This window comes from Streptomyces sp. R-07 (assembly GCF_049913175.1).
Classification (GTDB): domain Bacteria; phylum Actinomycetota; class Actinomycetes; order Streptomycetales; family Streptomycetaceae; genus Streptomyces.
Genome location: NZ_CP183978.1, coordinates 3,056,030 through 3,081,303, shown reverse-complemented (window position 1 = coordinate 3,081,303; position 25,274 = coordinate 3,056,030). Strand labels below are relative to the sequence as shown.

Here is a 25,274-nt window from a genome sequence, read left to right as displayed (position 1 = left end):
TCCTTCTCGAGTGTGCCGTTCGGATGCGTCAGTTCAGGTCTCTGCGGTCCAGCGCGCCGTCGACGAGCTCCCCTATCCGGGCGCTGGACCTGCGGGCCTCCAGATGGAGCCGCCCCACGTTGATCCGGGGTTCGGCGAGCAGCGTCAGGACGGCCGAGCCGCCCGCCGCGTACGTCGCCACGTAGCCGTTCTCGCCGCGTACGAGCAGCTCACGGAAGCGGCCCTGCCCGGTGGAGTCGGTCAGCCGCTGCCCGACGCCGAGCGCCGCCGCGGTCAGCGCGGCCACGCTCTCCGCCTCGCCGTCCACCGTGTCGTGGGCCAGCACGAGCCCGTCGGCGCTGGCCGCCAGGGCTCCGGTGAGCTGGGGCAGCCGCGCCCGCAGCCGTCTGAGCTCGCCGAGGACCTCGGCTTCTGCCGTCATGAGCTGTCTCCTCTCGGCGCGCATGCGCAGGGCACGCCTCATCACAGGTGTGCCTCCAGGGCGTCACGGAGCCGGCGCAGCAGGGCGATGTCGGGATCGGCCACCGGCAGGGCCGATAACGGGGAAGGTGGCGGTACGGAGTCGGGTTCGGGCGGGGTCTCGACGAGCCCGGCGGCGGCAAGGCGTCGCACGTCGAGCAGCGTGTGGAAGGCGGGGCGGCCGAGCAGCCGGGCGAGCTCGGCCGGGCTCCGCTCCCCGTCGGCGGCGGCGAGCAGCGCGCGCTGCCGCGCCCCCACGGTCTGGCCGGGGGCGGCGGGGCGCGGCACGACCGGGGCGGTGTCGACGGAGGCGTACGGCCAGACGGCGTCGAGGAGTTCGCGGCGGCGTACGGTCTCGCGCTCGACGGCCTCGGCGGAGACCGGCCGCACCGTCCCGAACCAGTGCCCCACCCCGTACCGGAAGCGGGTCGGCCCGCTGGTGGGGGAGAGGGCGAAGAAGGCCGCGTCGAAGACGGCGCCGAGGTGGCAGATCTCCAGCTCGCCGTCGTGCAGCCGTCCGCTGTCGACGAGGAAGCGGCCGACCGCCCGGTGCGCCCCGGCCCGGTCGACGGCCTCGTCCCAGCCCTCGCGGGGCAGCCGGCCGCCGGTGGTGAGGAGGACGTCGACGCCGGGGGCGGCGGGGCTCTCGGCGTGCACGACCCGGCCGTCGACGAGGTAGAGCGTGCCGTGGTCGCGCAGCAGGGCACCGGTGGCCTTCTCGGCGGCGAGCCGGACCAGCATCGGGGAGACGGGGGTGGCCGCCCGGGCGGTGTCGGGGGTGGCGACCGGGCTCATCCGAGGACCAGTCTCTCGGCGAGGTCGCGGAGCCGGATCCGGGCGAGGGCGAGGTTGCCGGATTCGCGGTCGAGCCAGAGGTGGAGGAAGACGCTGCTGTCGAAGGAGGTCTCGACGAAGCGGAGGACGTGGTAGCCGGCGCGGGTGGTGACGATCAGGTCCTCGACGGGCGGGCCGTCCTCAGGGCTCCCGTCGGCTGTCGTGAAGGAGTCGAACTCGGCTGCCGAGCGGGCGAGTTCGGCGGTCTCGGCGGCCGTCGTCTCGTGGTCGCCGACCGGTGAGTCGCCCGCCGTCCCGAGCGCGAGCCCGCTGGTCCAGTCGACCAGGGAGGCGCCCCGGGCCCCCGGCAGGGCCATGGCCTCCAGGAGGCACTCGTCGATTCCGGGCACGCGGATTCCCCTCCCGATGCGGCGCGCGAACGTAAGGCAGTGACGGTGACGCTACTGAACGTTCCGGCCCCGGGGAGGCGTTCTGGCATTTTCCATCGGAACATGCCGCTGTCTGACGCGAATTGATCCAGAGGGGTCCACGGCCGGACGATCAGCCGCGCGACTCCACGGCGTTCGCGATGTCGGACAGGTCCTTCGCGAGCGCCTTCGCGACGGCCTTCGTCCCGAAGCGGGCGAGGAGCCGGGCCATGAGCCCGGGGGTGCGGCCGCCGGCGGGCCGCGCGGAGAAGGTCATCCGCAGGGTGGTGGCCCCCGCGCCGTCGGGCGTCAGGGTGAGCTCGGAGACGTAGTGCATGCCGTGCGAGTCGGCGACCGTGACGTACCGGTCGGGCGGCTCGCACTCGGTCACGGTCATCTCCTCGGTGGCCTCCTTGCCCAGCATCCGGCGGGTCTCGCGCCAGCGCGTGCCCACGCCGAAGCCGCCTTCGGTGAGCACCTCCACCCGGTCGACGCCGGAGAGGACCCGGGGCATGTCCCGCAGGTCGGTGATCGACTCCCAGACCCGCCCGGGGGAGGCGGCGACCCGGCGTTCGGCGACGACGGAGGTGGTGTCCGTACCCGTTCCAGTCATGGCTTCATCGAAACCGGGCCGCCGCGCCCGCGCTACCGGACGGGCCACCCGACCTCCTGCCGGACCAGTGCGTCCGCCCGGTCCCCGCCCGCCTCGGCGACGATCTCGTCGAGCGTCTGGGGCCTGCGGACGGTCGTGAACGCCACGGCCCCGTCGCCGTCGACCGTGAAGCCGTGGATCCCGGGCCGGGGCAGGCTGTTGTACGCGTAGTGGTGGGCGAAGTAGTACGCGCCGGTGTCCGGGACCGCCACGACGTCGCCCGGGTGCAGCAGCGGCAGCGCCCGGCCCGTGGCGAGCAGGTCCCCGGCGAAGCAGGCGGGGCCCGCCACGTCCTGGACGACGTCCTCCCCGGCGCGGGGCCGGCCCTCGGAGTCGTACGCGAGGACGCGCAGCGGCCAGGACTCGGGGGCGTAGACCGTACGGGTGGCCAGCTGCACGCCCGCGTGGGTGACGGCGATCGGGCGGCCCCCGGAGGTCTTCGTGTACTCCACCCGGGCGAGGACGGTGCCGTGCTTGGCGAGCAGGGAGCGCCCGAACTCGGTGACGAGCCGGTAGCGGCCGTCGAAGAGCCCGGGGACGGTGTCGGCGAGCAGCCGGGCGTACGCCGCGTACGTCGGCGTCTCCTCGTCGGAGGTGAAGTTCACCGGCAGCCCGCCGCCGATGTCGAGGGTGTCGATCTGCTGCCGGCCGGCCGCCCGGTTGATCTCCTCGGCGAGCGCGTACGCCTCCCCGACCCCCTCGGCCATGAGGGCGAGCGGGACGCCCTGGGAGCCGGTGTGGGTGTGCAGCCGCGTCAGCCAGGGCCGCTCCAGGTAGGCCTGGACGACGGTCTTGCGGGCGCCCTCGTCGCGGAGTGCCACGCCGAACTTGGAGGTGGCGGTCGCGGTCGAGAGCGCCCCGATGGAACCGGCTCCGACCTGCGGGTTCACCCGGAGTCCCAGCGGTGAGGCGGTGGGCGCGGAGGCGACGAGCGCGTCGATCCGGCCGAGTTCCTGGAGGTTGTCGGCGTTGACGGCGATCCCGAGCGCGAGGGCCTGGCGGAGCTCGGCCGGGGTCTTGGCGGGGGAGTCGAGCACGGTGTGACCGGGCGGGATGCCGGCGGCGCGGGCGAGGGCCAGCTCGCCGGGGCTCGCGACCTCGACGCCGAGCCCCGCCTCGTGGAGCAGGCGCAGGACGGGCACGAGCGGGGCGGCCTTCACGGCGAAGGCGTGCAGCACGTGGGCGTCGGTGACGGCGGCGAAAGCGCTGGTCAGGGCGGTGGCGGAGGCGCGGATGCCAGCGGTGTCGAGGAGGGCGACGACCGGTTCGGCGGGGGAGAGGAGTCCTTGATCGACGGAGGCTCGGACGGCGAGATCGCGACGGGAGGAGGCCATGCGGCCCATCCTCGTCCATGGCGTGGCCGGTACGCCCTGTTGACTACAACTATTCAGCGAGACACTATGTGAATATCTGAACGACATTCGAGGAGGCACCCCCATGTCAGGACCCCGCCCCGTGCGAGCAGCCCGCGGTACGGAACTGAGCGCCCTGGGATGGCAGCAGGAAGCCGCCCTCCGGATGCTCCAGAACAACCTCGACCCCGAGGTCGCCGAACACCCCGACAAGCTCGTCGTCTACGGCGGCACCGGCAAGGCCGCCCGCGACTGGCGCTCCTTCGACGCCATGGTCCGCACCCTGCGCACCCTGAAGCAGGACGAGACGATGCTCGTCCAGTCCGGCCGCCCCGTCGGCGTCATGCAGACCCACGAGTGGGCCCCGCGCGTCCTCCTCGCCAACTCCAACCTGGTCGGCGACTGGGCCAACTGGGAGGAGTTCCGCCGCCTGGAGCACCTCGGCCTCACCATGTACGGCCAGATGACCGCCGGCTCCTGGATCTACATCGGCACCCAGGGCATCCTCCAGGGCACCTACGAGACCTTCGCCGCCGTCGCCGCGAAGAAGTTCAACGGCACCCTGGCCGGCACCATCACCCTCACCGCCGGCCTCGGCGGCATGGGCGGCGCCCAGCCCCTCGCCGTGACGATGAACGACGGCGTCGCCATCTGCATCGACGTCGACCCGCGCGCCATCGAGCGCCGCATCGAGCACCGCTACCTGGACGTCAAGGCCGACAACCTCGCCCACGCCCTCCAGCTCGCCACCGAGGCCCGCGACGCCCGCCGCCCGCTCTCCATCGGCCTCCTCGGCAACGCCGCCGAGCTGCTCCCGCAGATGCTCGCCGAGGGCGCCCCGATCGACATCGTGACCGACCAGACCTCGGCCCACGACCCGCTCGCGTACCTCCCGATCGGCGTCGCCTTCGACGACATGGCCGACGCGGCGGCGAAGGACCCGGCCGGCTTCACGCAGCGGTCGCGCGAGTCGATGGCCAAGCACGTCGAGGCCATGGTCGGCTTCATGGACGCGGGCGCCGAGGTCTTCGACTACGGCAACTCGATCCGCGGCGAGGCCCAGCTCGCCGGCTACGACCGCGCCTTCGCCTTCCCCGGCTTCGTCCCCGCCTACATCCGCCCGCTGTTCTGCGAGGGCAAGGGCCCGTTCCGCTGGGCCGCCCTCTCCGGCGAGGCCTCGGACATCCACAAGACCGACAAGGCGATCCTCGACCTCTTCCCCGAGAACGAGTCCCTCCACCGCTGGATCAAGATGGCCGGCGAGCGCGTCCACTTCCAGGGCCTGCCCGCCCGCATCTGCTGGCTCGGCCAGGGCGAGCGCGACAAGGCCGGCGACATGTTCAACGACATGGTCGCCGACGGCACCCTCGCCGCGCCCCTCGCGATCGGCCGCGACCACCTCGACTGCGGCTCGGTGGCCTCCCCGTACCGCGAGACCGAGGCCATGCTCGACGGCTCCGACGCCATCGCCGACTGGCCGCTGCTCAACGCCATGGTGAACGTCGCCTCCGGCGCCTCCTGGGTCTCCATCCACCACGGCGGCGGCGTCGGCATGGGCCGCTCCATCCACGCCGGCCAGGTCTCCGTCGCGGACGGCACCAAGCTCGCCGGCGAGAAGATCCGCCGCGTGCTCACCAACGACCCCGGCATGGGCGTCATCCGCCACGTCGACGCGGGCTACGACATCGCCGAGCGCGTCGCCGACGAGAAGGGCGTCCGCGTCCCGATGCGCGAGGGTGACTCCGCGTGAGTGCGAGTTTCCACGCCATGTGGCGGTCGCTGCGGCCCATCGGCCGCAGCGACGCCTCGGGTGGATACCGCCGCTACGCCTGGACGGGCGCCGACGCCGACTGCCGCCTCTGGTTCCGCATGCAGGCCGAAGCCCGCCGCCTGGACGTCGAGACCGACCGCAACGGCAATCAGTGGGCCTGGCTCGGCGACCCCACGGCCGGCGACGCCGTCGTCACCGGCTCCCACCTGGACTCCGTCCCCGACGGCGGCGCCTTCGACGGCCCCCTCGGCGTCGTCTCCTCCTTCGCCGCCCTCGACGAGCTCCGCGCCCGCGGCGTCTCGTTCAAGCGGCCCCTCGCCATCGTCAACTTCGGCGACGAGGAAGGAGCCCGCTTCGGCCTCGCCTGCGTCGGCTCCCGCCTCACCGCCGGCCGGCTGACGAAGGAGCAGGCGTACGAGCTCCGCGACGCGGACGGCATCAGCCTCCCGCAGGCCATGGAGGCGGCCGGGTACGACCCCGCCGGGATCGGCGCGGACCCCGAGCGGCTCGCCCGCATCGGCGCCTTCGTCGAGCTCCACGTCGAGCAGGGCCGGGCCCTGGACCTGTCCGGGGACGCCGTCGGCATCGCCTCCTCCATCTGGCCGCACGGCCGCTGGCGGTACGACTTCGCCGGCGAGGCCAACCACGCCGGCACCACCCGGCTCGTCGACCGCCGCGACCCGATGCTCACCTACGCGGAGACCGTCCTCGCGGCCCGCCGCGAGGCCGAACTCGCGGGCGCCGTCGCCACCTTCGGCAAGATCGCCGTCGAGCCGAACGGCGTCAACGCCATCCCGTCCCTGGTCCGCGGCTGGCTCGACGCCCGCGCCGCCGACCAGGGCTCCCTCGACAAGGTCGTCGCGGGCGTCGAGGCGGAGGCCCGCGCCTACGCCGAACGCCACGGCATCGACCTCACGGTCGTCCAGGAGTCCTTCACCCCGATCGTGGACTTCTCGCACGCCCTGCGCGACGAGCTCTCCCGGATCCTCGGCACCTCGGGCAAGGTGCCGGTCCTCGGCACGGGCGCGGGACACGACGCGGGCATCCTGTCCGAATCGATCCCGACCGCCATGCTGTTCGTACGGAACCCCACCGGCGTCTCGCACTCCCCGGCCGAACACGCGGCCGAGGACGACTGCGTGGCCGGGGTCCTCGCACTCGCCGACGTACTGGAGGAGCTGGCGTGCCGCTGACGACGTACTGGCTGGAACACGCCTGGCTCGACACGAACGTCGAGCCGGGCGTGGCCCTGGACGTATCGGCCGAGGGCCGGATCGAGGCCGTGCGCACGGGGGTGGAGACGCCCCCGCCGGGCGCGACCGTCCTCCGCGGCCTCACGATCCCCGGCCTCGCGAACGCCCACTCGCACGCCTTCCACCGCGCCCTGCGCGGCACGGTCCAGGTCGGCTCCGGCACGTTCTGGACCTGGCGCGAGATCATGTACACCGTCGCCCAGCGACTCACCCCCGACAGCTACTTCGCGCTCGCCCGCGCGGTGTACGCGGAGATGGCCCTCGCGGGCATCACCTCCGTCGGGGAGTTCCACTACCTGCACCACGCGCCCGGCGGCAGCCCGTACGCCGACCCCAACGCGATGGGCGAGGCGCTCATCGCCGCCGCCGCCGAGGCGGGCATCCGCATCACCCTCCTCGACACCGCGTACCTCTCCTCCGGCTTCGGCGCCGCCCCCGAGCAGCACCAGCTCCGCTTCACGGACGGCACGGCCGAGAAGTGGGCGGAGCGGGTCTCGGCCCTCAAGGAACGGGACGGCGTACGCGTCGGGGCGGCGATCCACTCCGTACGGGCCGTCCCGGCCGAGCAGCTGGCGACGGTGGCGCAGTGGGCGGAGGGCCGCAGGGCCCCGCTGCACGTCCACCTGTCCGAGCAGACGGCGGAGAACGACGCCTGCCTCGCCGCCCACGGCCGCACGCCGACCCAGCTCCTCGCCGACCACGGCGTCCTCGGCGCCCGCACCACGGGCGTCCACAACACCCACCTCACCGACACCGACATCACCCTGCTCGGCTCGTCGACCACCGGCACCTGCATGTGCCCGACGACCGAACGGGACCTCGCGGACGGCATCGGCCCCGCCGTGGCCCTCCAGCGCGCCGGCTCGCCGCTCTCCCTGGGCAGCGACAGCCACGCCGTCATCGACCTCCTGGAGGAGGCGCGGGCCATGGAGCTGAACGAGCGCCTGCGCACCCGCACCCGAGGCCACTGGACAGCGGCGGCGCTGCTGCGGGCGGCGACGGCGGACGGCCACGCGGCGCTCGGATGGCAGGACGCGGGCGCGCTGGAGCAGGGCGCCCTGGCCGACTTCACGACGATCACCCTGGACTCGGTCCGCACGGCCGGCCCGGTGCCCCGCCTGGGCGCCGAGACGGCGGTCTTCGCGGCGACGGCGGCGGACGTGCACCACGTGGTGGTGGGCGGCCGGGTCGTCGTACGGGACGGCGCGCACGTCGCCGTACCGGACGTGGGCGAGGCCCTCGCGACCGCGATCGCCACGCTCAGAAGCTGACGGCGGGGTCGTGGGCATGCGTTCCGCGGGGCGGAACGGATGGGCACGACCCGACCACCGGCCCGCACCCGAACGACCCGCCCCCACGGAGAGCAAGATGACGACGACGCTCATCAAGAACATCGCCACCCTCGTCACGAACGACCCGACCCTGGGGGACGGTTCACCGCTGGGCCTGATCACGGACGCGGCCCTCGTCCTCGACGGCGGCACGGTCGTCTGGGCGGGCCCGGCGGCCCAGGCCCCGCCCGCGGACGAGGCCGTCGACGCCGGCGGCCGCGCCGTCATCCCCGGCTTCGTCGACTCCCACTCCCACCTCGTCTTCGCGGGCGACCGCACCGCGGAGTTCAACGCCCGCATGTCCGGCCAGCCGTACAAGGCGGGTGGCATCCGCACGACCGTCGCGGCGACCCGCGCGGCGAGCGACGACGCCCTCTCGGCGAACGTGGCCCGCTACCTCCGCGAGGCCCTCGCCCAGGGCACGACCACCTTCGAGACGAAGTCCGGCTACGGCCTGACCGTCGAGGACGAGGCCCGCGCCCTGCGCATCGCCGCCGAGCACACCGACGAGGTCACCTACCTCGGCGCGCACATCGTCTCCCCGGACTACGCGGACGACCCGGCGGCGTACGTGGACCTGGTCACCGGCGAGATGCTGGAGGCCTGCGCCCCGTACGCCCGCTGGGTGGACGTCTTCTGCGAGAAGGGCGCCTTCGACGGCGACCAGGCCCGCGCGATCCTCACCGCGGGCAAGGCGAAGGGCCTCCACCCCCGGGTGCACGCCAACCAGCTCACGTACGGCCCCGGCGTCCAGCTGGCGGTGGAGCTGGACGCGGCGAGCGCGGACCACTGCACGCACCTGACGGACGCGGACGTGGACGCCCTGGCCTCCGGCAACACGGTCGCCACGCTCCTCCCGGGGGCGGAGTTCTCCACCCGCGCGCAGTGGCCGGACGCCCGCCGCCTCCTGGACGCGGGCGTGACGGTGGCCCTGTCCACGGACTGCAACCCGGGCTCCTCCTTCACCTCCTCGGTGCCCTTCTGCATCGCCCTCGCGGTACGGGACATGGGCATGACGCCCGACGAGGCCGTCTGGTCCGCCACGGCGGGCGGCGCGGCGGCCCTCCGCCGCACGGACGTCGGCCGGCTGACGCCCGGCGCCCGCGCGGACCTCACCGTCCTGGACGCCCCGTCCCACGTCCACCTCGCCTACCGCCCGGGCGTCCCGCTGGTGACGGAGGTCTGGCGCAAGGGCGTACGGACGGTCTGAGTGGGAACAGAGGGGGATTGAGTAGCCGTACTCAGGCGGGGCGGGGCCGGTGCGGCCGACACTCGGACCATGAAGCCAACTCCCGTACGTAACAGTCGAGTCGGTCGCGGCCTGGCGCTGGCGGCCCTGTGCGCGCTCGCCCTCACGGCCTGCGGGACGGAGGGGGCGGGGAGCGGAACCCCGTCCGGGTCGGGGGCCGGGCGGGTGGCCGACCCCGCCGCGAGCCAGTCCCCGACACCCACCCCGACACCCACCGCGCCGGCCACCGACCCCGCCGACGACCCCGACCGCACGCCTGAGGAGCAGGCGGCCGAGCTGCGGTTCATGCAGCTGATGGTCACCGTCGCCGAACCGTGCAGGGCGGAACTCGGACTCCCCACCGAGCCGCCGATGGAGCCGGACGGGCCGCCGCCCACCGACGTCCCGTCGGAGGCGCCCCCTGTCGACCTCCCGCCGCCGCCCTCCCCGAGTCCCTGGAGCTTCGAACGGGCCAGGCAGGAGGTCGAGTTGGAGGCGGGCGACACGTGCGTGGCGCCGCTCCACGCCAAGCGCATCGCGAAGGCGCTGGAGGGCGGGACGGCTGCGACGCCGGCCGCTGTGGAGAAGGCCCTGAAGGGCATCGGCTTCGACGTGGGCTATCGCGTCCACGGCCCCCGGCAGGTGAACGGAAAGGTCGAGTTCACGCTGGACCTGCGGTCCATGGGCGACTCCCTGTGCCTCTCCGGGAGCTACGACGGCACCCGGACGCGCTTCGACCCGTACGGCGCCTCCCCGGAGGTACGCTGCCCGGACGTGAAGCGCCGCGGCTGACGGCGAGGCCCTACCCTCAGGCGCATGACCGTCACCACCGCGCTCTGGTCCTTCGCCCTGGTCGTGGGTCTTCTGACCCTCACCCCCGGTCTCGACACCGCCCTGATCCTCCGTACGGCGGCCCTGGGCCACCGGGCGCGGGCCTGGGGCGTCGTCCTCGGCATCCAGACGGGCGTCCTGGCCTGGGGCGCGCTCACCTCCCTGGGCGTGACCGCGCTCCTCACGGCCTCCCACCTGGCGTACGAGACGCTGCGCTGGGCGGGAGCGGCGTACCTGGTCTGGATGGGCATCCAGATGCTGAGGAAGACGTTCGGGGGCCACCCGGCACAGGAGGCGCCGGAGGGAAGCACCCCGGACACCTTCAAGTCCGGTTGGCGCCAAGGCACCTTCACGAACCTCCTCAACCCGAAGGTGGGCGCGTTCTACGTGGCGGTGCTGCCGCAGTTCCTCCCGGCGGACACGAACCACCTGGCGATGGGCCTGCTCCTCACCACGGAGCACATCCTCCTCGGCCTCCTCTGGTCCACCGCCCTGATCGCCGGCGCCCGCCTCCTCTCCACCTGGCTCCGCCGCCCCACCGCCCGCCGCACCCTGGACCGCCTCACGGGCACGGTCATCACGGCCTTCGGCCTCCGCCTGGCCTTCGGCGACTGAGCGTCCGCCGACCCGTAGCATGACCCGATGCCACCGTCAGACGACGATCTGTCCCGAGCGCTGCACGATCCCGCCGACCCGCCGCTCCACCCGCTGCCGCAGGCCGTGGCGGACCTCCTCCGCACCCTCGACGCGCCTCCGCGCCTGGCGGCCCACCTGCGGGCCGTCCACGACGTGGCACGGCGGCTGGTCACCTGGGCGGAGGACCGCTACCCCGGCCTGGCCGTCGACCGCGAGGCGGTGCTGTTCGGAGCGGCGACCCACGACATCGGCAAGGTCGTGCACCCCACCGAACTCTCCGGACCCGGCTCCCTCCACGAGCAGGCGGGCGAGGAACTCCTCACGGCCCACGGCTTCGCCCCGGAACTGGCCCGCTTCGCGGCCACCCACGCCACGTGGACGAACCCCGGGGCGACCCTGGAGGACCTGCTGGTCAGCACGGCCGACAAGATCTGGAAGAACAAACGGGTCCCCGAGCTGGAAGACCTGGTCGTGGCCCGCCTGACCGAGGCGACGGGCAGGCCCCGCTGGGAGGAGTTCCTCGCCCTCGACGAACAACTCGAACACCTCGGCGCCGCCGCGGACCACAGACTCGCCTTCCAGGCGTCGTTCCCGACGGCCCGGGTCAGCGGTGGCCGAGCACGTTGACCACGCGGCCGTCCGGGTCGCGGACGAAGAAGCGGCGGACGCCCCACTCCTCGTCGGTCAGCGGGTGGACGATCTCGGCACCCGCCGCCCGCATGGTCGCGTACGCCGCGTCGACGTCCTCGACCTCCACGCTGAGGTCGGGGACGACGGGCGCGGTCAGGTCGGCGGCCATCAGGCTGATCTGGGCGGTGGGGGCGGACGGCGAGGCGAGCGTCGCGATCCAGCCGTGGTTCATGACCTCCTCGAACCCGAGCAGACCGTAGAAGTCGCGGTTCTCGGCGGGGGCGTGGGTCCGCAGGTTGGGGACGACACGGCGGACGGTCATCGGGGGCTCCGGAACGTCGGGAACGGCGGACAGGGAGGTGGTCCCATGGCCCGCACCCTAAGGCGCGGTCAGCGGAACTCGTGGACGACCTCGATCTCGCCCACGATGTGCGCGTTGAACTCGTCCAGCTCCTCCGCCGGCACCCACAGCTCCAGGATCGTCCGTCCGCCCGCCTGCTGGACCGGGTACCTGCGCAGGAACTCCGTGTCGACCTCGAAGCGGGTGACGTAGCCGACGCCGCTTTGCTTCACGTTCCAGTCGCGCGCGATCCGCACCGCGTACTCCTCGTTGAGGACCGGGTAGAAGATCGGCTGGTCCGGCAGCCGCGGCGGCCAGGCGCGCAGGCCGAGCTCCCGGACGAGCGCCAGCTCCTCGGGGCCGGTGGGGCGCCACAGGGTCGTCGTCGGGCGGGGGCGGCCGGTCATGGTGGTTCGCTCTCTGCGCGTCGGGAAGTCGGGGTGCTCGACCGTACCGGCGCTGCCGCGCGGCAGTCACCTCGTTTCCGGCGCCGCCCGCCCGCCGGCGGGCTACTCCGACAGCGCCCGCACCAGTTCCTCCGCCGCCCCCAGCGCCCCCACCTCACCCGCCGTCAGGTTCGGGTCCGCCGCGCGCCGGGCGCGGGCCGCCGGGAGGTGGGGGAGGACGGGGCCGCGGGTCGCCGACAGGAGGGCGGCCAGGCCCGCGCGGGCGCCGGGTGCGTACGGGGCGGAGGAGACGGCCACCTCGGCGAGGATCAGCGCCGACATGGCGCGGTCCAGGCCCGGCGGGCGGCCCTCCTCCGCCGTCTGCCAGTCGATGACGACGGGGCCACGGGCCTCCGTGAGGATCACGTTCCCGGGGTGCAGGTCCAGGTGCACCACGCCGCCGCCCGGCAGCGCGTGCAGACGGGCCAGGAGGTCCGCGAGGAGCGCGCCCGCCGGTTCCGGCTCGTACGTCCCCGCGAGCAGCGCGTCCAGGAGGGACGGTCCCGTCAGGCGCTCCATCACCAGGTCCGGGCCGTCCGCGTGGAGGACGGCCGGCACCGGGTAGCCCTGGTCCGCGAGCCGGGCCATCACCGTCGCCTCCCGGGTCGCGTCCCCGCCGTCCCGGTACCGCCGCAGCACCCGCTCCTCGTCGAGCGCGTGCACGTCCGCCGTCCTGCCCTGCCCGATGATCTCCAACTGCCCTTGCCCTTCCGTTCCTTGGGTGACAGGAAGGGCCCGTCCAGGGTCGGTAGACCGTGAACGGGCCCTTTCCGCCGCCATTTTGGCGGCTCAAGAGTGCCGGTGGAGGTCACTCCTCCAGCGTCAGGCCCCGGCGCAGCCGGCCCAGGGTGCGGGCGAGCAGCCGGGAGACGTGCATCTGTGAGATGCCGAGCTCCGCGCCGATCTCCGACTGGGTGAGGCCGGTGACGAAGCGCAGGGAGAGGATCTGCCGTTCGCGCGCGGGCAGCGAGGCGATCATCGGCTTGAGGGAGGCGATGTACTCGATCCCGGTGAGCCCGTTGTCCTCGTAGCCGAGGCGGTCGGCGAGCGCGGCCTCGCCGCCGGCGCCGTCCTCCTCGTCGGGCTGCGCGTCGAGGGAGGTCGCGGTGTAGGCGTTGCTCGCGGCCATGCCCTCGACGACCTCCTCCGGCGCGATGCCGAGTTCCTCGGCGAGTTCGGCGACGGTCGGGGCGCGGTCGAGGCGCTGGGCGAGCGCGTCACCGGCCCGGGCGAGGTCGAGTCGGAGCTCCTGGAGCCGGCGGGGCACGTGCACGGACCACGAGGTGTCGCGGAAGAAGCGCTTGATCTCGCCGATGATCGTCGGCATCGCGAAAGTCGGGAATTCGACGCCCCGGGTCAGCTCGAAGCGGTCGATCGCCTTGATGAGGCCGATGGTGCCGACCTGGACGATGTCCTCCATCGGTTCGCTGCGGGTGCCGAACCGGGCGGCGGCGAACCTGACCAGGGCGAGGTTGAGTTCGACGAGGGTGTTGCGGACGTACGCGTGGTCGTGGGTGCCCTCCTCCAGCTCGGAGAGCCGGGCGAAGAGCTGCTTCGACAGGGCACGGGCGTCGACCGGTCCGATCCGGTCGAGCGGTGTGTCGAGCAGTCGGTCGGGCAGTTCGACGGCAGGGGGGACAGGGGGGTGGGGGAGTGCTGCCGACGGCGCGTCGGGGGTACGCGGGGCGTCGAGCCGGGGTGACATGGGTCTCCTTCTGGTTCTTCTCGCTGCGGTTTGCGGCGCCTCCAAAGCCGGCCGGGTCGGATGTTCTCTTCTAGCCCTACCCGCTCGACCCGGATGGTTGCAAGTGGCAATAATCCGTTTCGTACCGATATGAGAAGTACCTCGTGTGCATCGGAGGGCACCCCGCTTGTAGGGTTCGGGGCACGTCAGTCGGCATCCGCGAGAGCGAAAGAGGCACGGCCATGGACCGCGAACACATCGGCAGCGCGCCGCCCGCGCGGCTGCGGGTCGAGGTCCGGGACGTGGGCGGGAGCGCACTCCTCACACCCGTCGGTGAGCTCGACCACCACACCGCCGAACTGCTGCGCACCCCCCTGGACGACGCCCTCGACGCGGGCCGCGCCCGGCTCGTCGTCGACTGCTCGGGTCTGGAGTTCTGCGACTCGACCGGCCTCAACGTGCTGCTCGGCGCCCGCCTGAGGGCGGACGCGGCCGGTGGTGGCGTCCATCTGGTGGCGATGCCGCCCGCGGTGGCCAGGGTGTTCCACATCACGGGCGCGGACGCCGTTTTCACCGTCCACGAGACGCTCGCCACAGCACTCCCCGGCTGAGACCCGCGTCATACGCCGTCGCCCCGGCGTCACCCCGCACGGCCCCCGTACGTCCTGTTCCCTCTGTCCCGCCGATCGGTGAGGTGAAGCGTTGATGGACCAAGCTTCCGACGTCCGTACGCTCGCCCTCGGCGAGACCAGCGGCACCGTGCCGCTCGCGCGTGACTTCACGCGGTCGGCGCTCCACGAGTGGGGCTGGCTGCCGGCCGCCACCGCCGACCGCAGGGCCGCCGCCGAGGACGTCCTGCTCGTCGTCTCCGAACTCGTCACCAACGCCTGCCTGCACGCCGAGGGCCCCGAGCGGCTCGTCGTCCTGCGGATGCCCCGGACGCTGCGCCTCGAAGTCACCGACCGCGGCGCCGGACAGCCCGCGCCGCGCACCCCGCACCGCTCCGGGCGGCCTGGCGGACACGGCATGTTCATCGTGCAGCGGCTCTGCCTCGACTGGGGCATCGACCGCACCCCGGGAGCCCCCGGCAAGACCGTCTGGGCCGAACTGGCCGCACCGGCATAGGACTTTCACAACTCGACGCGTTCCCCTGCCTTCCCTCCGCAAGGTCTCGGGCGTACCTTGACGCCCAATCTGAAAGACCGTCAGTTTCGTTGCGGTGAGGGGTGCTCGGGGTGTCCAAGGTGCCGAACCGGAGGAGAACGACCGCTGCGCTCACGGCGGCGGTCGCGGTGGCGGGCGCGGCCGTGCTGGCCGGCGCACCGGCCGCCCAGGCGGCCGTCGTCGACGTCAACTACGCCTGCGAGACGAAGATCGGGCCCAAGAGCGCCGTCTCGCCCGTCGACATCAAGGCCGTGAAGAGCGGCAGCGGCTACACGATCACCATGTCGTTCGAGAAGGGGGTCTCCGACAGCCCGGTCGAACTCCCCAAGGGCGTCATGACCCCGCGCGCCGAACTCGTCCTCGGCGGCGACGCGAGCGGCACGGTCAAGGTCACGGGGACGCCGAACACGGCCGCCATCCCGCCGGACACCCCGATCAAGATCGGCACGCTGACCGGCACGTTCACCCCGAAGAAGAACGGCAAGGTCACCTTCACGGCGGGGACCCTCACCGTGCACGCCCTCGGGATGGACGCGGCCGTCTGCACGCCGAAGAACAACCCGAAGCCCTCGCTGGAACTCCAGGTCACGGGCGTCTCGGGAGGCTCCGACACCCCGCCCCCCGCCGACGACTCCGGGGACTCCGGCGGCCGACTGCCCAAGACCGGCCCGCTGGACTCCGCCCTGGCGCTCGGCACCCTCGGCGGCACCGTCCTGCTGACCGGCGCCGCCGGAGTCCTCTGGCTCACGCGGCGCACGGCACGCTGATGCGGACGGCGGACCGCTCCGGACGGCGGACGGCGGACCGCGCCCGGAGGCGTACGGAGGCGAGCGCCAGGGGTCGTTCGGAGACGGAGGCGAGCGCCAGGGGTCGTACGGAGACGGAGGCGAGCGCCAAGGGCCGTGCGGAGACCGAGGCGAGCGCCAGGGGTCGTTCGGAGACGGAGGCACGCTCCCGTGCGTCTGCGGCGCGCTCCGGGAGGCGTACGGCCGCGCGCTCCGGGCTCCTGGTCGCCGCGACAGCCCTCCTCGGCGCTGTCGCGGCGGCGCCCCCCGGCGCCCAGGAGTGGACGGCGGCGCCCGCCGCCGGCCGGCCGTACGCCTACCTGGAGGGCCCCGCGGGCAGCGTCCTCCAGGACACCCTGTCGGTCACCAACCCCGGCACCGCACCGCTCACCGTGCGCCTCACCGGCCAGGGCGCCCCGGTGTCCTTCGCCGCCCGGACCGTGACCGTGCCCGCCAGGACCCGCGCCGACGTGCCCTTCGCCGTGACCGTCACCGCGGACACCCCGCCCGGCGAACACCGGGGCACCGTCCGGGCCGCGGCCGCCGGCCGGGAGGTGCGCGTCGACCTCCGGCTACGGGTCAGCGGACCGCACCTCGCCGCGCTCACCGTCGAGGACGTCCACGTCGACACCCGCACCGGCGCCCTCCGCTACACCCTGGTCAACCGCGGGACCACGGTCCTCGCCCCGCGCCTCGCGGTCCGCGCCGAGGGCCTCCTCGGCACCGTCCTTGACCGGCCCGGCCGGGCCCTGCCGCTCACCCTCCGCCCCGGCGAGCGGGCCACCAGGACCGAACCCTGGCCCGACCCGCCCGCCCTCGACTCCGTCACGGTCCGGCTGACGGCCACCGCACCGGGCGCCGCCCCCGCCACCGCCCGCGCCGAGGCCGCCTTCGCCTCGGGCCCCGCGCTCACCGGCGCCGGCGGGCTGCTCCTCGCGGCGGCGGGCGGCGCCGGGTACGCGGTGCGGCGGCGGAACAGGTCCCGTACGCCGGGAGAGCAGGCGGGCGCGAGCCGCGCGTCCCGTACCCAGCGAGCCCCGGCGGGAGCGACACCATGAGGACGATCCGTACGGCCGCCGCCCTCCTCGCCGCCCTCGCCCTCCTCCTGCTGCCCGCCGTCCCCGCGACGGCGGCCCCGGGGCCCGTGGTCGCGCTCTCGCAGGCGGAGGGCGGCAAGGGCGGCGAGATCACCGTCAGCGGCAGCGGCTGGAAACCCGGCGCGCTGCTCATGCTCCTGATCTGCGGTCAGGCCGCCCCCGGCAAGGGCGTCATCGGCGGCACCAACTCCTGCGCCAACACCGAGGGCCGGGCCGCCACCGTCGACAGCCGGGGCGCGTTCAGCGCGAAGCTCCCCGTCGCCGAACCGCCCAAGCCCTGCCCCTGCGTGGTGCACGTGGCCGGGGTCACCGGGCAACAGGACGCCGTCGACAAGGAGTTCACGGTCGCCGGCCACCCCACCGCCCCGCTCCCCGAGGCCTCGGGCGACGGCCGCCTCGCCGTCCTCGCCGCCGTGCGCCTCGACGGCTCCAGCGGCCTCCTCGTCTGGTTCGGGGCGCCCCCGCGCCGGGACGTCGTCTTCACCGTCGGCAACCTCGGCCCGGCCCCCGTCAAGGACCCCGTCTTCCAGGTCGGCACCAGCCACGGCGTCTTCGCGCCGCAGTACGAGGAACGCCAGTGGCGCGGCACGATCGAACCCGGCAAGAAGGCCCTGATCCGCCTCCCCGCCGAGCTCACGGCCGGCGCGCACGGCGACTACCAGGTCTCCGTGAAGTACGCGGGCAAGGTCCTCGTCGAGCAGCCCTGGGGCGTCGGCAGGCCCTGGGGCGTGACGCTCTTCTGGGTGCTCCTCGCCGTCGTCGTGCCCGCCGCGCTGTTCCGGATCGGCATGGCCGTGGTCGACCGCGCGCGGCCCGCTTCCGGGGCCGCCCGGACCGGAGGCCACCGGACCCGGACGGGGCCGCGCCGGCGGCGCCGCGCCCCGGCCCGTACACCCGCTTCCGCCCCCGCACCGGGGGACGAGGAGACGACCGCGGCCCTGCCGTGGTTCAGCCCTGACTCCGCACCGTCAGCGCCAGAGAGCAGCAGCCCGACGACGAAGGGACATGCGTGAGTACGCAACGGAGGATGAGCGCGGCCGGGGTCGCGCTGATGCTCGGCGGCGCGGGGATCCTGTATGCCGCCGGCCCCGCCCAGGCCGCCGAGGTCGGTTACGCGACGGAGTGCATCCCGCCGTCGATCTCGGGGCTCCCGCCCGTGCAGGGCACGACGAAGGTGCTGATCACCGCACCGGCGGAGGCCAAGGTCGGCGACGAGGTCGAGATCGTCTGGAAGACGGTCCAGGCCGCCTCGAAGAACCCCGACGTGCTCGACCTGGAGAAGGACACGGTCAAGCCGACCGGCGTCCTCACCGTGGGCGGCGCGGGGAGCGGGACCGTCGCCATGGAGGGACCGCGGCAGAACCCGCCGATCCCCAAGAACAGCCCGATGGTTCTGCCCGACATGAAGGGGAAGCTGAAGCTGGACAAGGCGGGCGAGTTCACCCTGACGCCCGGCAAGTACACGATCAACGTGTCCAAGCCCCTGTCGACGGACACCAAGTGCTCCCCGAAGGAGACGGTGCCGGTCGGCGCGACGATCAAGGTCACGGACGGGGGAGGGGGGACGACGACGTCGGGCGGTTCGACGTCGGGCGGGACGACCTCCGGGGGTACGACGACGGCCGGCGGTACGACCTCCGGCGGTACGACGTCGGGCGGGACCACGACCACCTCGGGCGGTTCCTCCACCTCGGGCGGGTCCACGGCCTCGGGCGGTTCTACGAGCTCGGGCGGCTCCTCGGCCTCCGGTGGTACGAGTTCCACCGGCGGCGGCTCGAACGACACCGGCGGCTCCGCGACCAGCTCCTCCGGCGGCACCGGCGGGAGCTCAGGCGGTGGCGGCGGGCAGACGGACTTCTCCGGCAAGCAGGTCGCGGTCCAGTTCTCCTGCCAGCCCCCCGGCCCCACCTCGATCGCCTCCAAGGTGACGATCGACGCCAAGAAGAACGGCAATGCCTACGACCTCACGGTCAAGACCGCCAAGGGCGTCATGGACAGCCCGGCGGCCCTGCCCGCCGGCGCCCTCAAGCCGTCGATGGCCGTCAAGATCGGCGGCGCGGACAGCGGATCGGTGAAGGTCACCGGCCCCGCCAACGCGGCTCCGCTGGAGGCGGGCAAGCCGGTCGACCTGCCCGACATGAAGGGCACCTACACACCGGGGGCGACCGGCAAGTCCACCCTCAGCCCCGGCGCCCTCACCATCAACGTCACGCTCGGCGGCTCGCAGATCGTCATCCCCTGCCAGGTCAAGGGCGCCGTGCAGGCCTCCCTCGAACTGGACACGAGCAAGCAGGCGGGCGGCGCCTCCGGCGGCTCCGACGGCGGCGCGGGCACGGCCACCGGCTCGGGCTCCGGCGGTGCCGACGGCGGGAACCTCGCCCACACCGGCGCCGAGAACGACGGCGCCCTGCGCGCCCTCGCCCTCGTCGCGGGCACGATCATCCTGGTCGGCGGTGCGGTGTTCACCTTCACCCCCTGGGCGCGGCTCAGGCGCTGAGAACGACGGAGGGCCCGTCGCACCGGTGCGGTGCGACGGGCCCTCCGTGCGGGCGGGTGACGTCAGTGGACGTCGCCCATGAGCGACTTGACCTTCTTGCGGTACATGAAGATCGCGAAGGCGGCCAGGGTCGCGGCTGCTGCCTGCAGGGCGATGATTCCGGTGCCGTTCAGGTCCACGCCCGCGAGGGAGAGCAGACCCGTGGTGCAGTCACCGGCGGTGACGGCGAGGAAGAACACACCCAGCATCTGCGAGGCGTACTTCTTCGGGGCCATCTTCGTGGTCAGCGACAGACCGACCGGGGACAGGCACAGCTCGGCGATCGTCTGGATCATGTAGATGCCGACCAGCCACATCGGGCTGACCTTGGCGTCGCCGGTGGCCATGCCGATCGGGGCGAGGAACACGAAGAACGAGATGCCGATGCCGAGGAGGCCCAGCGAGAACTTCACGATGGTGCTCGGCTCCTGGTTGCGGCGGGCGAGCCACACCCACAGCCAGGCGAAGACCGGGGCCAGAGCCATGACGAACAGCGGGTTGAGCGACTGGAACCAGGTGGCCGGGAAGCTCAGCGGACCGATGTGGTCGGTGGTCTTGCTGTCCGCGAAGAGGGACAGGGTCGAGCCGCCCTGGTCGTAGATCATCCAGAAGACGGCCGCGGCCACGAAGAACCAGATGTAGCCGGAGACCTTCGACTGCTCGGCCTTGTCGAGTTCCTTGTCGCGCTTGATGCGGACGATCACGGCGATCGGGATGATCAGGCCGGCGACGGTGATCGGGACCAGCGCCCAGTTCAGGGTGTACATGCCGGCGGCGACGACGGCGCCGTAGAAGACGGCGATGGCGACGGCCGTGAGGCAGACCTTCACGAGGACGGACTTGCGCTCGGCGGCGGAGAGCGGGTTCGGGACCACGCTGCTCTTCTCGCTCAGGTGGCGGGTGCCGAAGAGGAACTGGCCCAGACCCACGGCCATGCCGATGGCCGCGAGCAGGAAGCCCATGTGCCAGTTGTAGTTCTCGCCGACGGTGCCGATGACCAGCGGGGCGAGGAACGCGCCGAGGTTGATGCCGACGTAGAAGAGCGTGAAGCCACCGTCGCGGCGCGGGTCGTCCGGGCCGTCGTAGAGGTGGCCGACCATCGTGGAGATGTTGGCCTTGAGCAGACCGGAGCCGGCGGCGACGAGCGCCAGACCGACGAAGAACATCGCCTGGCCGGGAATGGCCAGCGAGGCGTGGCCCGCCATGATCACGAAACCGGCGATGGTGACGGTCTTTCGGGCGCCCCAGACGCGGTCGCCGAACCAGCCGCCGGGCATGGCCATCAGGTAGACCATCGAGACGTACACCGAGTAGATGGCCGTCGCGGTGGCCGCCGTCATGGCGAGGCCGCCACCCTGGCTGCCGGTCGCGGCGTCCGCGCCGCCGGAGACCAGGTACAGAACGAGAAGGGCCCTCATGCCGTAGTAGGAGAAACGCTCCCACATCTCGGTCATGAAGAGGGTGGCCAGACCACGGGGGTGGCCGAAGAACGTCTTCTCGGAACCAGGGGTTCCGGTCGAAGCCGTCGTCAGGCTGGACGCCATGTCGATCCTTGCTCTGTCGGGACGCTCGCTTTGTGAGCGGGTTGCGCCCGGTGGGGGAGGCCGGCACCGGCGGAGCCGCAGAGGACTCCACAGGGATCCACGCCCCGGTTGACGCGTGTACGCGCCCCGGGACCCGGCCCACAGGTCATTCACCGTCAAGGTTCGGCGGAGCCGAACTTACGCAGAAAGAGGACCTTGGCGCGCGAAGCTGGCCAAAGGTCCCCGATTACCGCTACTGACGTCTCGCCACCATACGACACGACAGTGCCGGATATGGAAGGACTTGAGAGATGGATCACAGGTGACGAAGGAACCGTACGCGATCATTCGAAGGTCATCTGCTGGATGCCCACAAGATCCCCAGGGGCCATCCCTGCCCGGCGGATCCCGACCCGGCCCGGGTGCCGTGCGGACTACCATCACCCCATGACCCGTGTACTGCTCGCCGAGGACGACGCATCCATCTCGGAACCGCTGGCTCGCGCCCTGCGGAGAGAGGGGTACGAGGTCGAGGTCCGCGAGGACGGCCCGACGGCCCTCGACGCCGGACTCCAGGGCGGGGTCGACCTGGTCGTGCTCGACCTCGGCCTGCCCGGCATGGACGGCCTGGAGGTCGCGCGCCGGCTCCGCGCCGAAGGTCACACGGTCCCGATCCTGGTCCTCACCGCCCGCGCGGACGAGGTCGACACCGTCGTCGGGCTCGACGCGGGCGCCGACGACTACGTCACCAAGCCCTTCCGGCTCGCCGAGCTCCTCGCCCGGGTCCGGGCCCTGCTCCGGCGCGGCTCCACCGAGCCCGCCGCCGCCCCCGCGACCCACGGCGTACGGATCGACGTCGAGTCGCACCGCGCCTGGATGGGCGACGAGGAGCTCCAGCTCACCGCGAAGGAGTTCGACCTGCTCCGGGTCCTGGTCCGGGACGCCGGCCGGGTCGTCACCCGCGACCAGCTGATGCGCGAGGTCTGGGACACCACCTGGTGGTCCTCCACCAAGACCCTCGACATGCACATCTCCTGGCTGCGCAAGAAGCTCGGCGACGACGCGGCGAACCCCCGCTACATCGCGACGGTCCGGGGAGTCGGCTTCCGCTTCGAGAAGAGCTGAGCCACGCCGGGCCACCGTTTCCGACCAGAGCTGAGCCACCGTTAAGCCATGCGCCGCCGCCTGATCAACTCCACGCTCGCCGTCGTCCTCGTCGTCATCGCCGTCTTCGGCGTCTCCCTCGTCCTCGTCGAGACCCGCACCATCTCCAACAGCGCCCAGGAGAGCGTGGACTCGGAGGCGCTGCGGATCGTCTCCATCGTGGACAGCCGGCTCATCGGCGGCGAGCCGGTCAACCCGGACATCCTCGCCGAGCAGAGCGGCGCCAAGCGGTACGCCCAGATCCGCATTCCCGGCCGCGAGACCATCGAGATCGGTGCCCGCCCCGAGGGCGACGTCATCCGGGGCCTCGCCGAGGGCGAGCGCGGCGAGACCGTGCTCGTCGAGGAGTCCCGCTCCGCGGTGACCGCCGAGGTTGGCCGCACCCTGCTGATCATCGGCGCCGTGGCGCTGCTCGCCGTCGTCGCCGCCGTCCTCCTCGCCGTACGACAGGCGAACAAGCTGGCGTCCCCGCTCACCGACCTCGCCGAGACCGCCGAGCGGCTCGGCTCGGGCGACCCGAGGCCCCGGCACAAGCGGTACGGGGTGCCGGAGCTCGACCGGGTCGCGGACGTCCTCGACGCCTCCGCCGAGCGCATCGCCCGGATGCTCACCGCCGAGCGCCGACTCGCCGCCGACGCCTCCCACCAGCTCCGTACGCCCCTCACGGCGCTCTCCATGCGCCTGGAGGAGGTCGCCCTCGCCGACGACCTGGAGACGGTCAAGGAGGAGGCGACGATCGCCCTCACCCAGGTCGAGCGGCTCACCGACGTCGTCGAGCGGCTCCTCACCAACGCGCGGGACCCCCGCACCGGCTCCGCCGTCGCCTTCGACCTGGACGAGGTCGTCAAGCAGCAGATCGAGGAGTGGCGCCCGGCCTACCGCAGCGCGGGGCGGGCCATCGTGCACTCGGGGAAGCAGGGGATGCGGGCGGTCGGCACCCCGGGCGCGGTCGCCCAGGTCCTCGCCGCCCTGATCGAGAACTCACTCATGCACGGAGGCGGCACGGTCGCCCTGCGCACCCGCGTCACCGGCAACCAGTCGGTGATCGAGGTCACCGACGAGGGCCCGGGCGTCCCCGCCGACCTCGGCGCGCGGATCTTCGAGCGGGCGGTGAGCGGCCGCAGCTCCACGGGCATCGGCCTCGCCGTCGCCCGCGACCTGGCGGAGGCGGACGGCGGCCGTCTGGAGCTGCTCCAGCAGCAGCCGCCGGTCTTCGCGCTCTTCCTGAGCCGGGAGGTCAGGAGCGTCGCGGGAGAGCCGCGGGAGCGCCCCGTACGGTGACGGCCCTGAGATCGGACCGAGGCCGGACGGGAGGGTCAGACGCGGTTGGGCTGGCGGCGGGTCGCCTGCCGCGGGGCCTGCTCCAGGAACGATTCGGCGGTCTGCACGGCCTCCTTCGCCGGCAGCGCGCGGAACACCCACGTGCGGTACGACCAGAAGCGGAACAGGGTCGCGATGCCGATGCCGGAGAACTTGAAGAAGTTGCTGGCCAGCGGGCCGTCCCAGCCGAAGCCGTACGTCGCCGCGTACAGGATGCCGTTCTCGATGACCAGGCCGACCAGGCTGAACAGCAGGAACAGCGTCAGTTCCTTGGTCCGCCCGGACTTGTCCCGGTCGCGGTACGTGAAGTAGCGGAAGCCCACGTAGTTGAAGGCGATCGCGACCACGGTGGCGATCAGGCTCGCCCGCACCATCGGGATCTCCGTGGTGTGACGCACCAGGTTGAAGACGCCGAGATTGACGAGGACGCCGAGACCGCCGACCACCCCGAACTTGGCGACCTCTCGGACGAGCCCCTCGAGTCGCGTGCGCAGCGCGCCGGGTTCACTCATGGTGATCGCTGTGTCCCGTCCGTCCGGATGACGTCCGGGCGACGTCAACCCAACCATGCTAACCAGCGCCCCTGTCACCCGCCTGTGTACCTCGCAATCCTGTGGAGAAACCGACTCCCACCCGTGCTCCACCCGTGTCCCACCGGGCTCTTGCCTTGTGGCAAACCACAGCCGGACGAGTGTTCCCCGATGGTGCGGATACCCTAAGAGGGTGACGTTCCCCGTAGTAGGCATGGTCGGCGGCGGGCAGCTCGCCCGTATGACCCACGAGGCGGGTATCCCCCTCGGCATCAAGTTCAAGCTCCTCAGCGACACCCCGCAGGACTCCGCGGCCCAGGTGGTGAGCGAGGTCGTCATCGGCGACTACCGCGACCTGGACACGCTGCGTGACTTCGCGCGCGGCTGCGACGTGATCACCTTCGATCACGAGCACGTGCCCGCGGAGCACCTGGCGGCCCTGGAGGCGGCCGGCGTCGTCATCCGCCCCGGCCGCGAGGCCCTCGCGCACGCGCAGGACAAGGGGGTGATGCGCGCGAAGCTCGACGAGCTCGGCGCGCCGAGCCCCCGGCACCGCATCGTGGCGGACCCGGCGGACGCCGAGGCCTTCGCCGCCGAGGTCGGCGGCTTCCCGATCATCCTCAAGACCGTGCGCGGCGGCTACGACGGCAAGGGCGTCTGGTTCGTCCGTACGCCCGAGGACGCCCGCGACCCCTTCCTCGCCGGGGTCCAGGTCCTCGCCGAGGAGAAGGTCGACTTCGTCCGCGAGCTCGCGGCGAACATCGTCCGCTCCCCGCACGGCCAGGCCGTCGCCTACCCGGTCGTCGAGTCCCGTCAGGTCGACGGCGTCTGCGACACGGTCATCGCGCCCGCGCCCGGCCTCGACGAGGAGCTGGCGGGGCAGGCCCAGGAGCTGGCCCTGCGGATCGCCAAGGAGCTGGGCGTCGTCGGCCACCTCGCCGTCGAGCTGTTCCAGACCACGGACGGCCGCATCCTCGTCAACGAACTGGCGATGCGCCCGCACAACTCCGGCCACTGGACCCAGGACGGGGCGATCACCTCGCAGTTCGCCAACCACGTCCGGGCGGTTCTCGACCTGCCCCTCGGCGATCCGCGCCCGCGCGCGCCGTGGACCGTGATGTGCAATGTCCTGGGCGGCGACTACCCGGACATGTACTCCGCGTACCTGCACTGCATGGCCAGGGACCCGCAGCTCAAGATCCACATGTACGGCAAGGACGTGAAGCCCGGTCGCAAGGTGGGCCACGTCAACACCTACGGCGACGACCTCGACGACGTGCTGGAGCGCGCCCGTCACGCCGCCGGCTATCTGCGAGGAACGATCGTTGAGTAACCCGCTC

Annotated in this window: 27 protein-coding genes; 16 read left to right on the top strand and 11 right to left on the bottom strand. The window is 72.8% G+C overall.

Going from position 1 to position 25,274, the window contains the following annotated elements; genetic code table 11:
* Positions 1–28: 28 nt before the first annotated feature.
* The 5 genes from ACN9M0_RS13860 to ACN9M0_RS13840 form a co-directional block, all read right to left on the bottom strand.
* Positions 29–463, bottom strand: coding sequence for a roadblock/LC7 domain-containing protein (locus ACN9M0_RS13860; RefSeq protein ID WP_366037847.1), 435 nt, complete (start codon positions 461–463; stop codon positions 29–31).
* Positions 463–1,254 (bottom strand): transcriptional regulator, encoded by a 792-nt coding sequence (locus ACN9M0_RS13855; protein ID WP_366037846.1) that lies wholly within the window; start codon positions 1,252–1,254, stop codon positions 463–465. The genes ACN9M0_RS13860 and ACN9M0_RS13855 overlap by 1 nt, the downstream gene beginning before the upstream one ends.
* Positions 1,251–1,643 carry a hypothetical protein gene (locus tag ACN9M0_RS13850; RefSeq protein WP_366037845.1) on the bottom strand — a complete coding sequence of 131 codons (393 nt, stop codon included), beginning with the start codon at positions 1,641–1,643 and terminating at the stop codon, positions 1,251–1,253. The genes ACN9M0_RS13855 and ACN9M0_RS13850 overlap by 4 nt, the downstream gene beginning before the upstream one ends.
* A gap of 151 nt (positions 1,644–1,794) precedes the next feature.
* Positions 1,795–2,274, bottom strand: a complete 480-nt coding sequence (locus ACN9M0_RS13845; protein ID WP_366037844.1) for an SRPBCC family protein — start codon at positions 2,272–2,274, stop codon at positions 1,795–1,797.
* 32 nt (positions 2,275–2,306) lie between these two features.
* Positions 2,307–3,656 (bottom strand): diaminopimelate decarboxylase, encoded by a 1,350-nt coding sequence (locus ACN9M0_RS13840; RefSeq protein WP_366037843.1) that lies wholly within the window; start codon positions 3,654–3,656, stop codon positions 2,307–2,309.
* A gap of 94 nt (positions 3,657–3,750) precedes the next feature.
* Here ACN9M0_RS13840 and hutU point away from each other — a divergent pair, with 94 nt between their 5' ends.
* From hutU to ACN9M0_RS13805, 7 genes are all read left to right on the top strand, one after another.
* Positions 3,751–5,415 carry a urocanate hydratase gene (hutU, locus tag ACN9M0_RS13835; protein WP_366037842.1) on the top strand — a complete coding sequence of 555 codons (1,665 nt, stop codon included), beginning with the start codon at positions 3,751–3,753 and terminating at the stop codon, positions 5,413–5,415.
* A complete protein-coding gene (locus tag ACN9M0_RS13830) occupies positions 5,412–6,629 on the top strand; it encodes an allantoate amidohydrolase (RefSeq protein WP_366037841.1) in 1,218 nt (405 codons plus the stop codon). Before hutU ends, ACN9M0_RS13830 begins: the two co-directional genes overlap by 4 nt.
* Entirely contained in the window at positions 6,620–7,960 is a 1,341-nt protein-coding gene (locus ACN9M0_RS13825) for a formimidoylglutamate deiminase (protein ID WP_366037840.1), read from the top strand. Before ACN9M0_RS13830 ends, ACN9M0_RS13825 begins: the two co-directional genes overlap by 10 nt.
* Positions 7,961–8,057: 97 nt before the next feature.
* Entirely contained in the window at positions 8,058–9,230 is a 1,173-nt protein-coding gene (gene hutI / locus ACN9M0_RS13820) for an imidazolonepropionase (RefSeq protein WP_366037839.1), read from the top strand.
* Between the two features lie 69 nt (positions 9,231–9,299).
* Complete coding sequence (locus ACN9M0_RS13815; RefSeq protein WP_366037838.1) at positions 9,300–10,040, top strand: hypothetical protein; 741 nt, start codon at positions 9,300–9,302, stop codon at positions 10,038–10,040.
* A gap of 24 nt (positions 10,041–10,064) precedes the next feature.
* A complete protein-coding gene (locus ACN9M0_RS13810) occupies positions 10,065–10,694 on the top strand; it encodes a LysE family translocator (RefSeq protein WP_366037837.1) in 630 nt (209 codons plus the stop codon).
* A 27-nt stretch (positions 10,695–10,721) separates the two neighbouring features.
* The gene (locus ACN9M0_RS13805) at positions 10,722–11,342 is read left to right on the top strand and encodes an HD domain-containing protein (protein WP_366037836.1); all 621 of its coding nucleotides are present in this window, start codon (positions 10,722–10,724) and stop codon (positions 11,340–11,342) included.
* Here the strand turns inward: ACN9M0_RS13805 and ACN9M0_RS13800 are convergent.
* The 4 genes from ACN9M0_RS13800 to ACN9M0_RS13785 form a co-directional block, all read right to left on the bottom strand.
* A complete protein-coding gene (locus tag ACN9M0_RS13800; protein WP_399702066.1) occupies positions 11,320–11,667 on the bottom strand; it encodes a VOC family protein in 348 nt (115 codons plus the stop codon). The two genes, ACN9M0_RS13805 and ACN9M0_RS13800, sit on opposite strands and share 23 nt — an antisense overlap.
* Positions 11,668–11,735: 68 nt before the next feature.
* The gene (locus ACN9M0_RS13795; RefSeq protein WP_426403667.1) at positions 11,736–12,092 is read right to left on the bottom strand and encodes a hypothetical protein; all 357 of its coding nucleotides are present in this window, start codon (positions 12,090–12,092) and stop codon (positions 11,736–11,738) included.
* Positions 12,093–12,194: 102 nt separating this feature from the next.
* Entirely contained in the window at positions 12,195–12,827 is a 633-nt protein-coding gene (locus ACN9M0_RS13790; protein ID WP_426403666.1) for a phosphotransferase, read from the bottom strand.
* A 112-nt stretch (positions 12,828–12,939) separates the two neighbouring features.
* Entirely contained in the window at positions 12,940–13,836 is an 897-nt protein-coding gene (locus tag ACN9M0_RS13785; RefSeq protein ID WP_366037832.1) for an RNA polymerase sigma factor SigF, read from the bottom strand.
* A gap of 221 nt (positions 13,837–14,057) precedes the next feature.
* On the opposite strand from ACN9M0_RS13785, the gene ACN9M0_RS13780 reads away from it, so the two are divergent.
* The 6 genes from ACN9M0_RS13780 to ACN9M0_RS13755 all read left to right on the top strand — a co-directional run bounded on the left by ACN9M0_RS13780 (position 14,058) and on the right by ACN9M0_RS13755 (position 19,358).
* Complete coding sequence (locus ACN9M0_RS13780; protein WP_366037831.1) at positions 14,058–14,426, top strand: STAS domain-containing protein; 369 nt, start codon at positions 14,058–14,060, stop codon at positions 14,424–14,426.
* Positions 14,427–14,520: 94 nt separating this feature from the next.
* Entirely contained in the window at positions 14,521–14,940 is a 420-nt protein-coding gene (locus tag ACN9M0_RS13775; protein ID WP_366037830.1) for an ATP-binding protein, read from the top strand.
* Positions 14,941–15,059: 119 nt separating this feature from the next.
* Positions 15,060–15,746: a peptidase gene (locus ACN9M0_RS13770; RefSeq protein ID WP_366037948.1), complete on the top strand. Its 687-nt coding sequence runs from the start codon at positions 15,060–15,062 to the stop codon at positions 15,744–15,746.
* Positions 15,746–16,822 carry a hypothetical protein gene (locus tag ACN9M0_RS13765; protein ID WP_366037829.1) on the top strand — a complete coding sequence of 359 codons (1,077 nt, stop codon included), beginning with the start codon at positions 15,746–15,748 and terminating at the stop codon, positions 16,820–16,822. Before ACN9M0_RS13770 ends, ACN9M0_RS13765 begins: the two co-directional genes overlap by 1 nt.
* Entirely contained in the window at positions 16,819–17,874 is a 1,056-nt protein-coding gene (locus ACN9M0_RS13760; RefSeq protein ID WP_366037828.1) for a hypothetical protein, read from the top strand. Before ACN9M0_RS13765 ends, ACN9M0_RS13760 begins: the two co-directional genes overlap by 4 nt.
* A gap of 14 nt (positions 17,875–17,888) precedes the next feature.
* Positions 17,889–19,358 carry a hypothetical protein gene (locus ACN9M0_RS13755; RefSeq protein ID WP_426403665.1) on the top strand — a complete coding sequence of 490 codons (1,470 nt, stop codon included), beginning with the start codon at positions 17,889–17,891 and terminating at the stop codon, positions 19,356–19,358.
* Positions 19,359–19,420: 62 nt separating this feature from the next.
* Here ACN9M0_RS13755 and ACN9M0_RS13750 read toward each other — a convergent pair whose 3' ends face one another.
* The gene (locus ACN9M0_RS13750; protein WP_399702050.1) at positions 19,421–20,941 is read right to left on the bottom strand and encodes a peptide MFS transporter; all 1,521 of its coding nucleotides are present in this window, start codon (positions 20,939–20,941) and stop codon (positions 19,421–19,423) included.
* 426 nt (positions 20,942–21,367) lie between these two features.
* Between ACN9M0_RS13750 and ACN9M0_RS13745 the strand changes: the two genes are divergently transcribed.
* Together ACN9M0_RS13745 and ACN9M0_RS13740 are read left to right on the top strand one after the other, a co-directional pair.
* Complete coding sequence (locus ACN9M0_RS13745; RefSeq protein WP_041129540.1) at positions 21,368–22,045, top strand: response regulator transcription factor; 678 nt, start codon at positions 21,368–21,370, stop codon at positions 22,043–22,045.
* A 48-nt stretch (positions 22,046–22,093) separates the two neighbouring features.
* The gene (locus tag ACN9M0_RS13740) at positions 22,094–23,365 is read left to right on the top strand and encodes an ATP-binding protein (RefSeq protein WP_399702047.1); all 1,272 of its coding nucleotides are present in this window, start codon (positions 22,094–22,096) and stop codon (positions 23,363–23,365) included.
* 35 nt (positions 23,366–23,400) lie between these two features.
* On the opposite strand, the gene ACN9M0_RS13735 is transcribed toward ACN9M0_RS13740, so the two are convergent.
* Positions 23,401–23,916, bottom strand: coding sequence for a GtrA family protein (locus ACN9M0_RS13735; RefSeq protein WP_399702044.1), 516 nt, complete (start codon positions 23,914–23,916; stop codon positions 23,401–23,403).
* Positions 23,917–24,073: 157 nt separating this feature from the next.
* Between ACN9M0_RS13735 and ACN9M0_RS13730 the strand changes: the two genes are divergently transcribed.
* Positions 24,074–25,267 (top strand): 5-(carboxyamino)imidazole ribonucleotide synthase, encoded by a 1,194-nt coding sequence (locus ACN9M0_RS13730; protein ID WP_366037823.1) that lies wholly within the window; start codon positions 24,074–24,076, stop codon positions 25,265–25,267.
* Positions 25,268–25,274 lie beyond the last annotated feature (7 nt).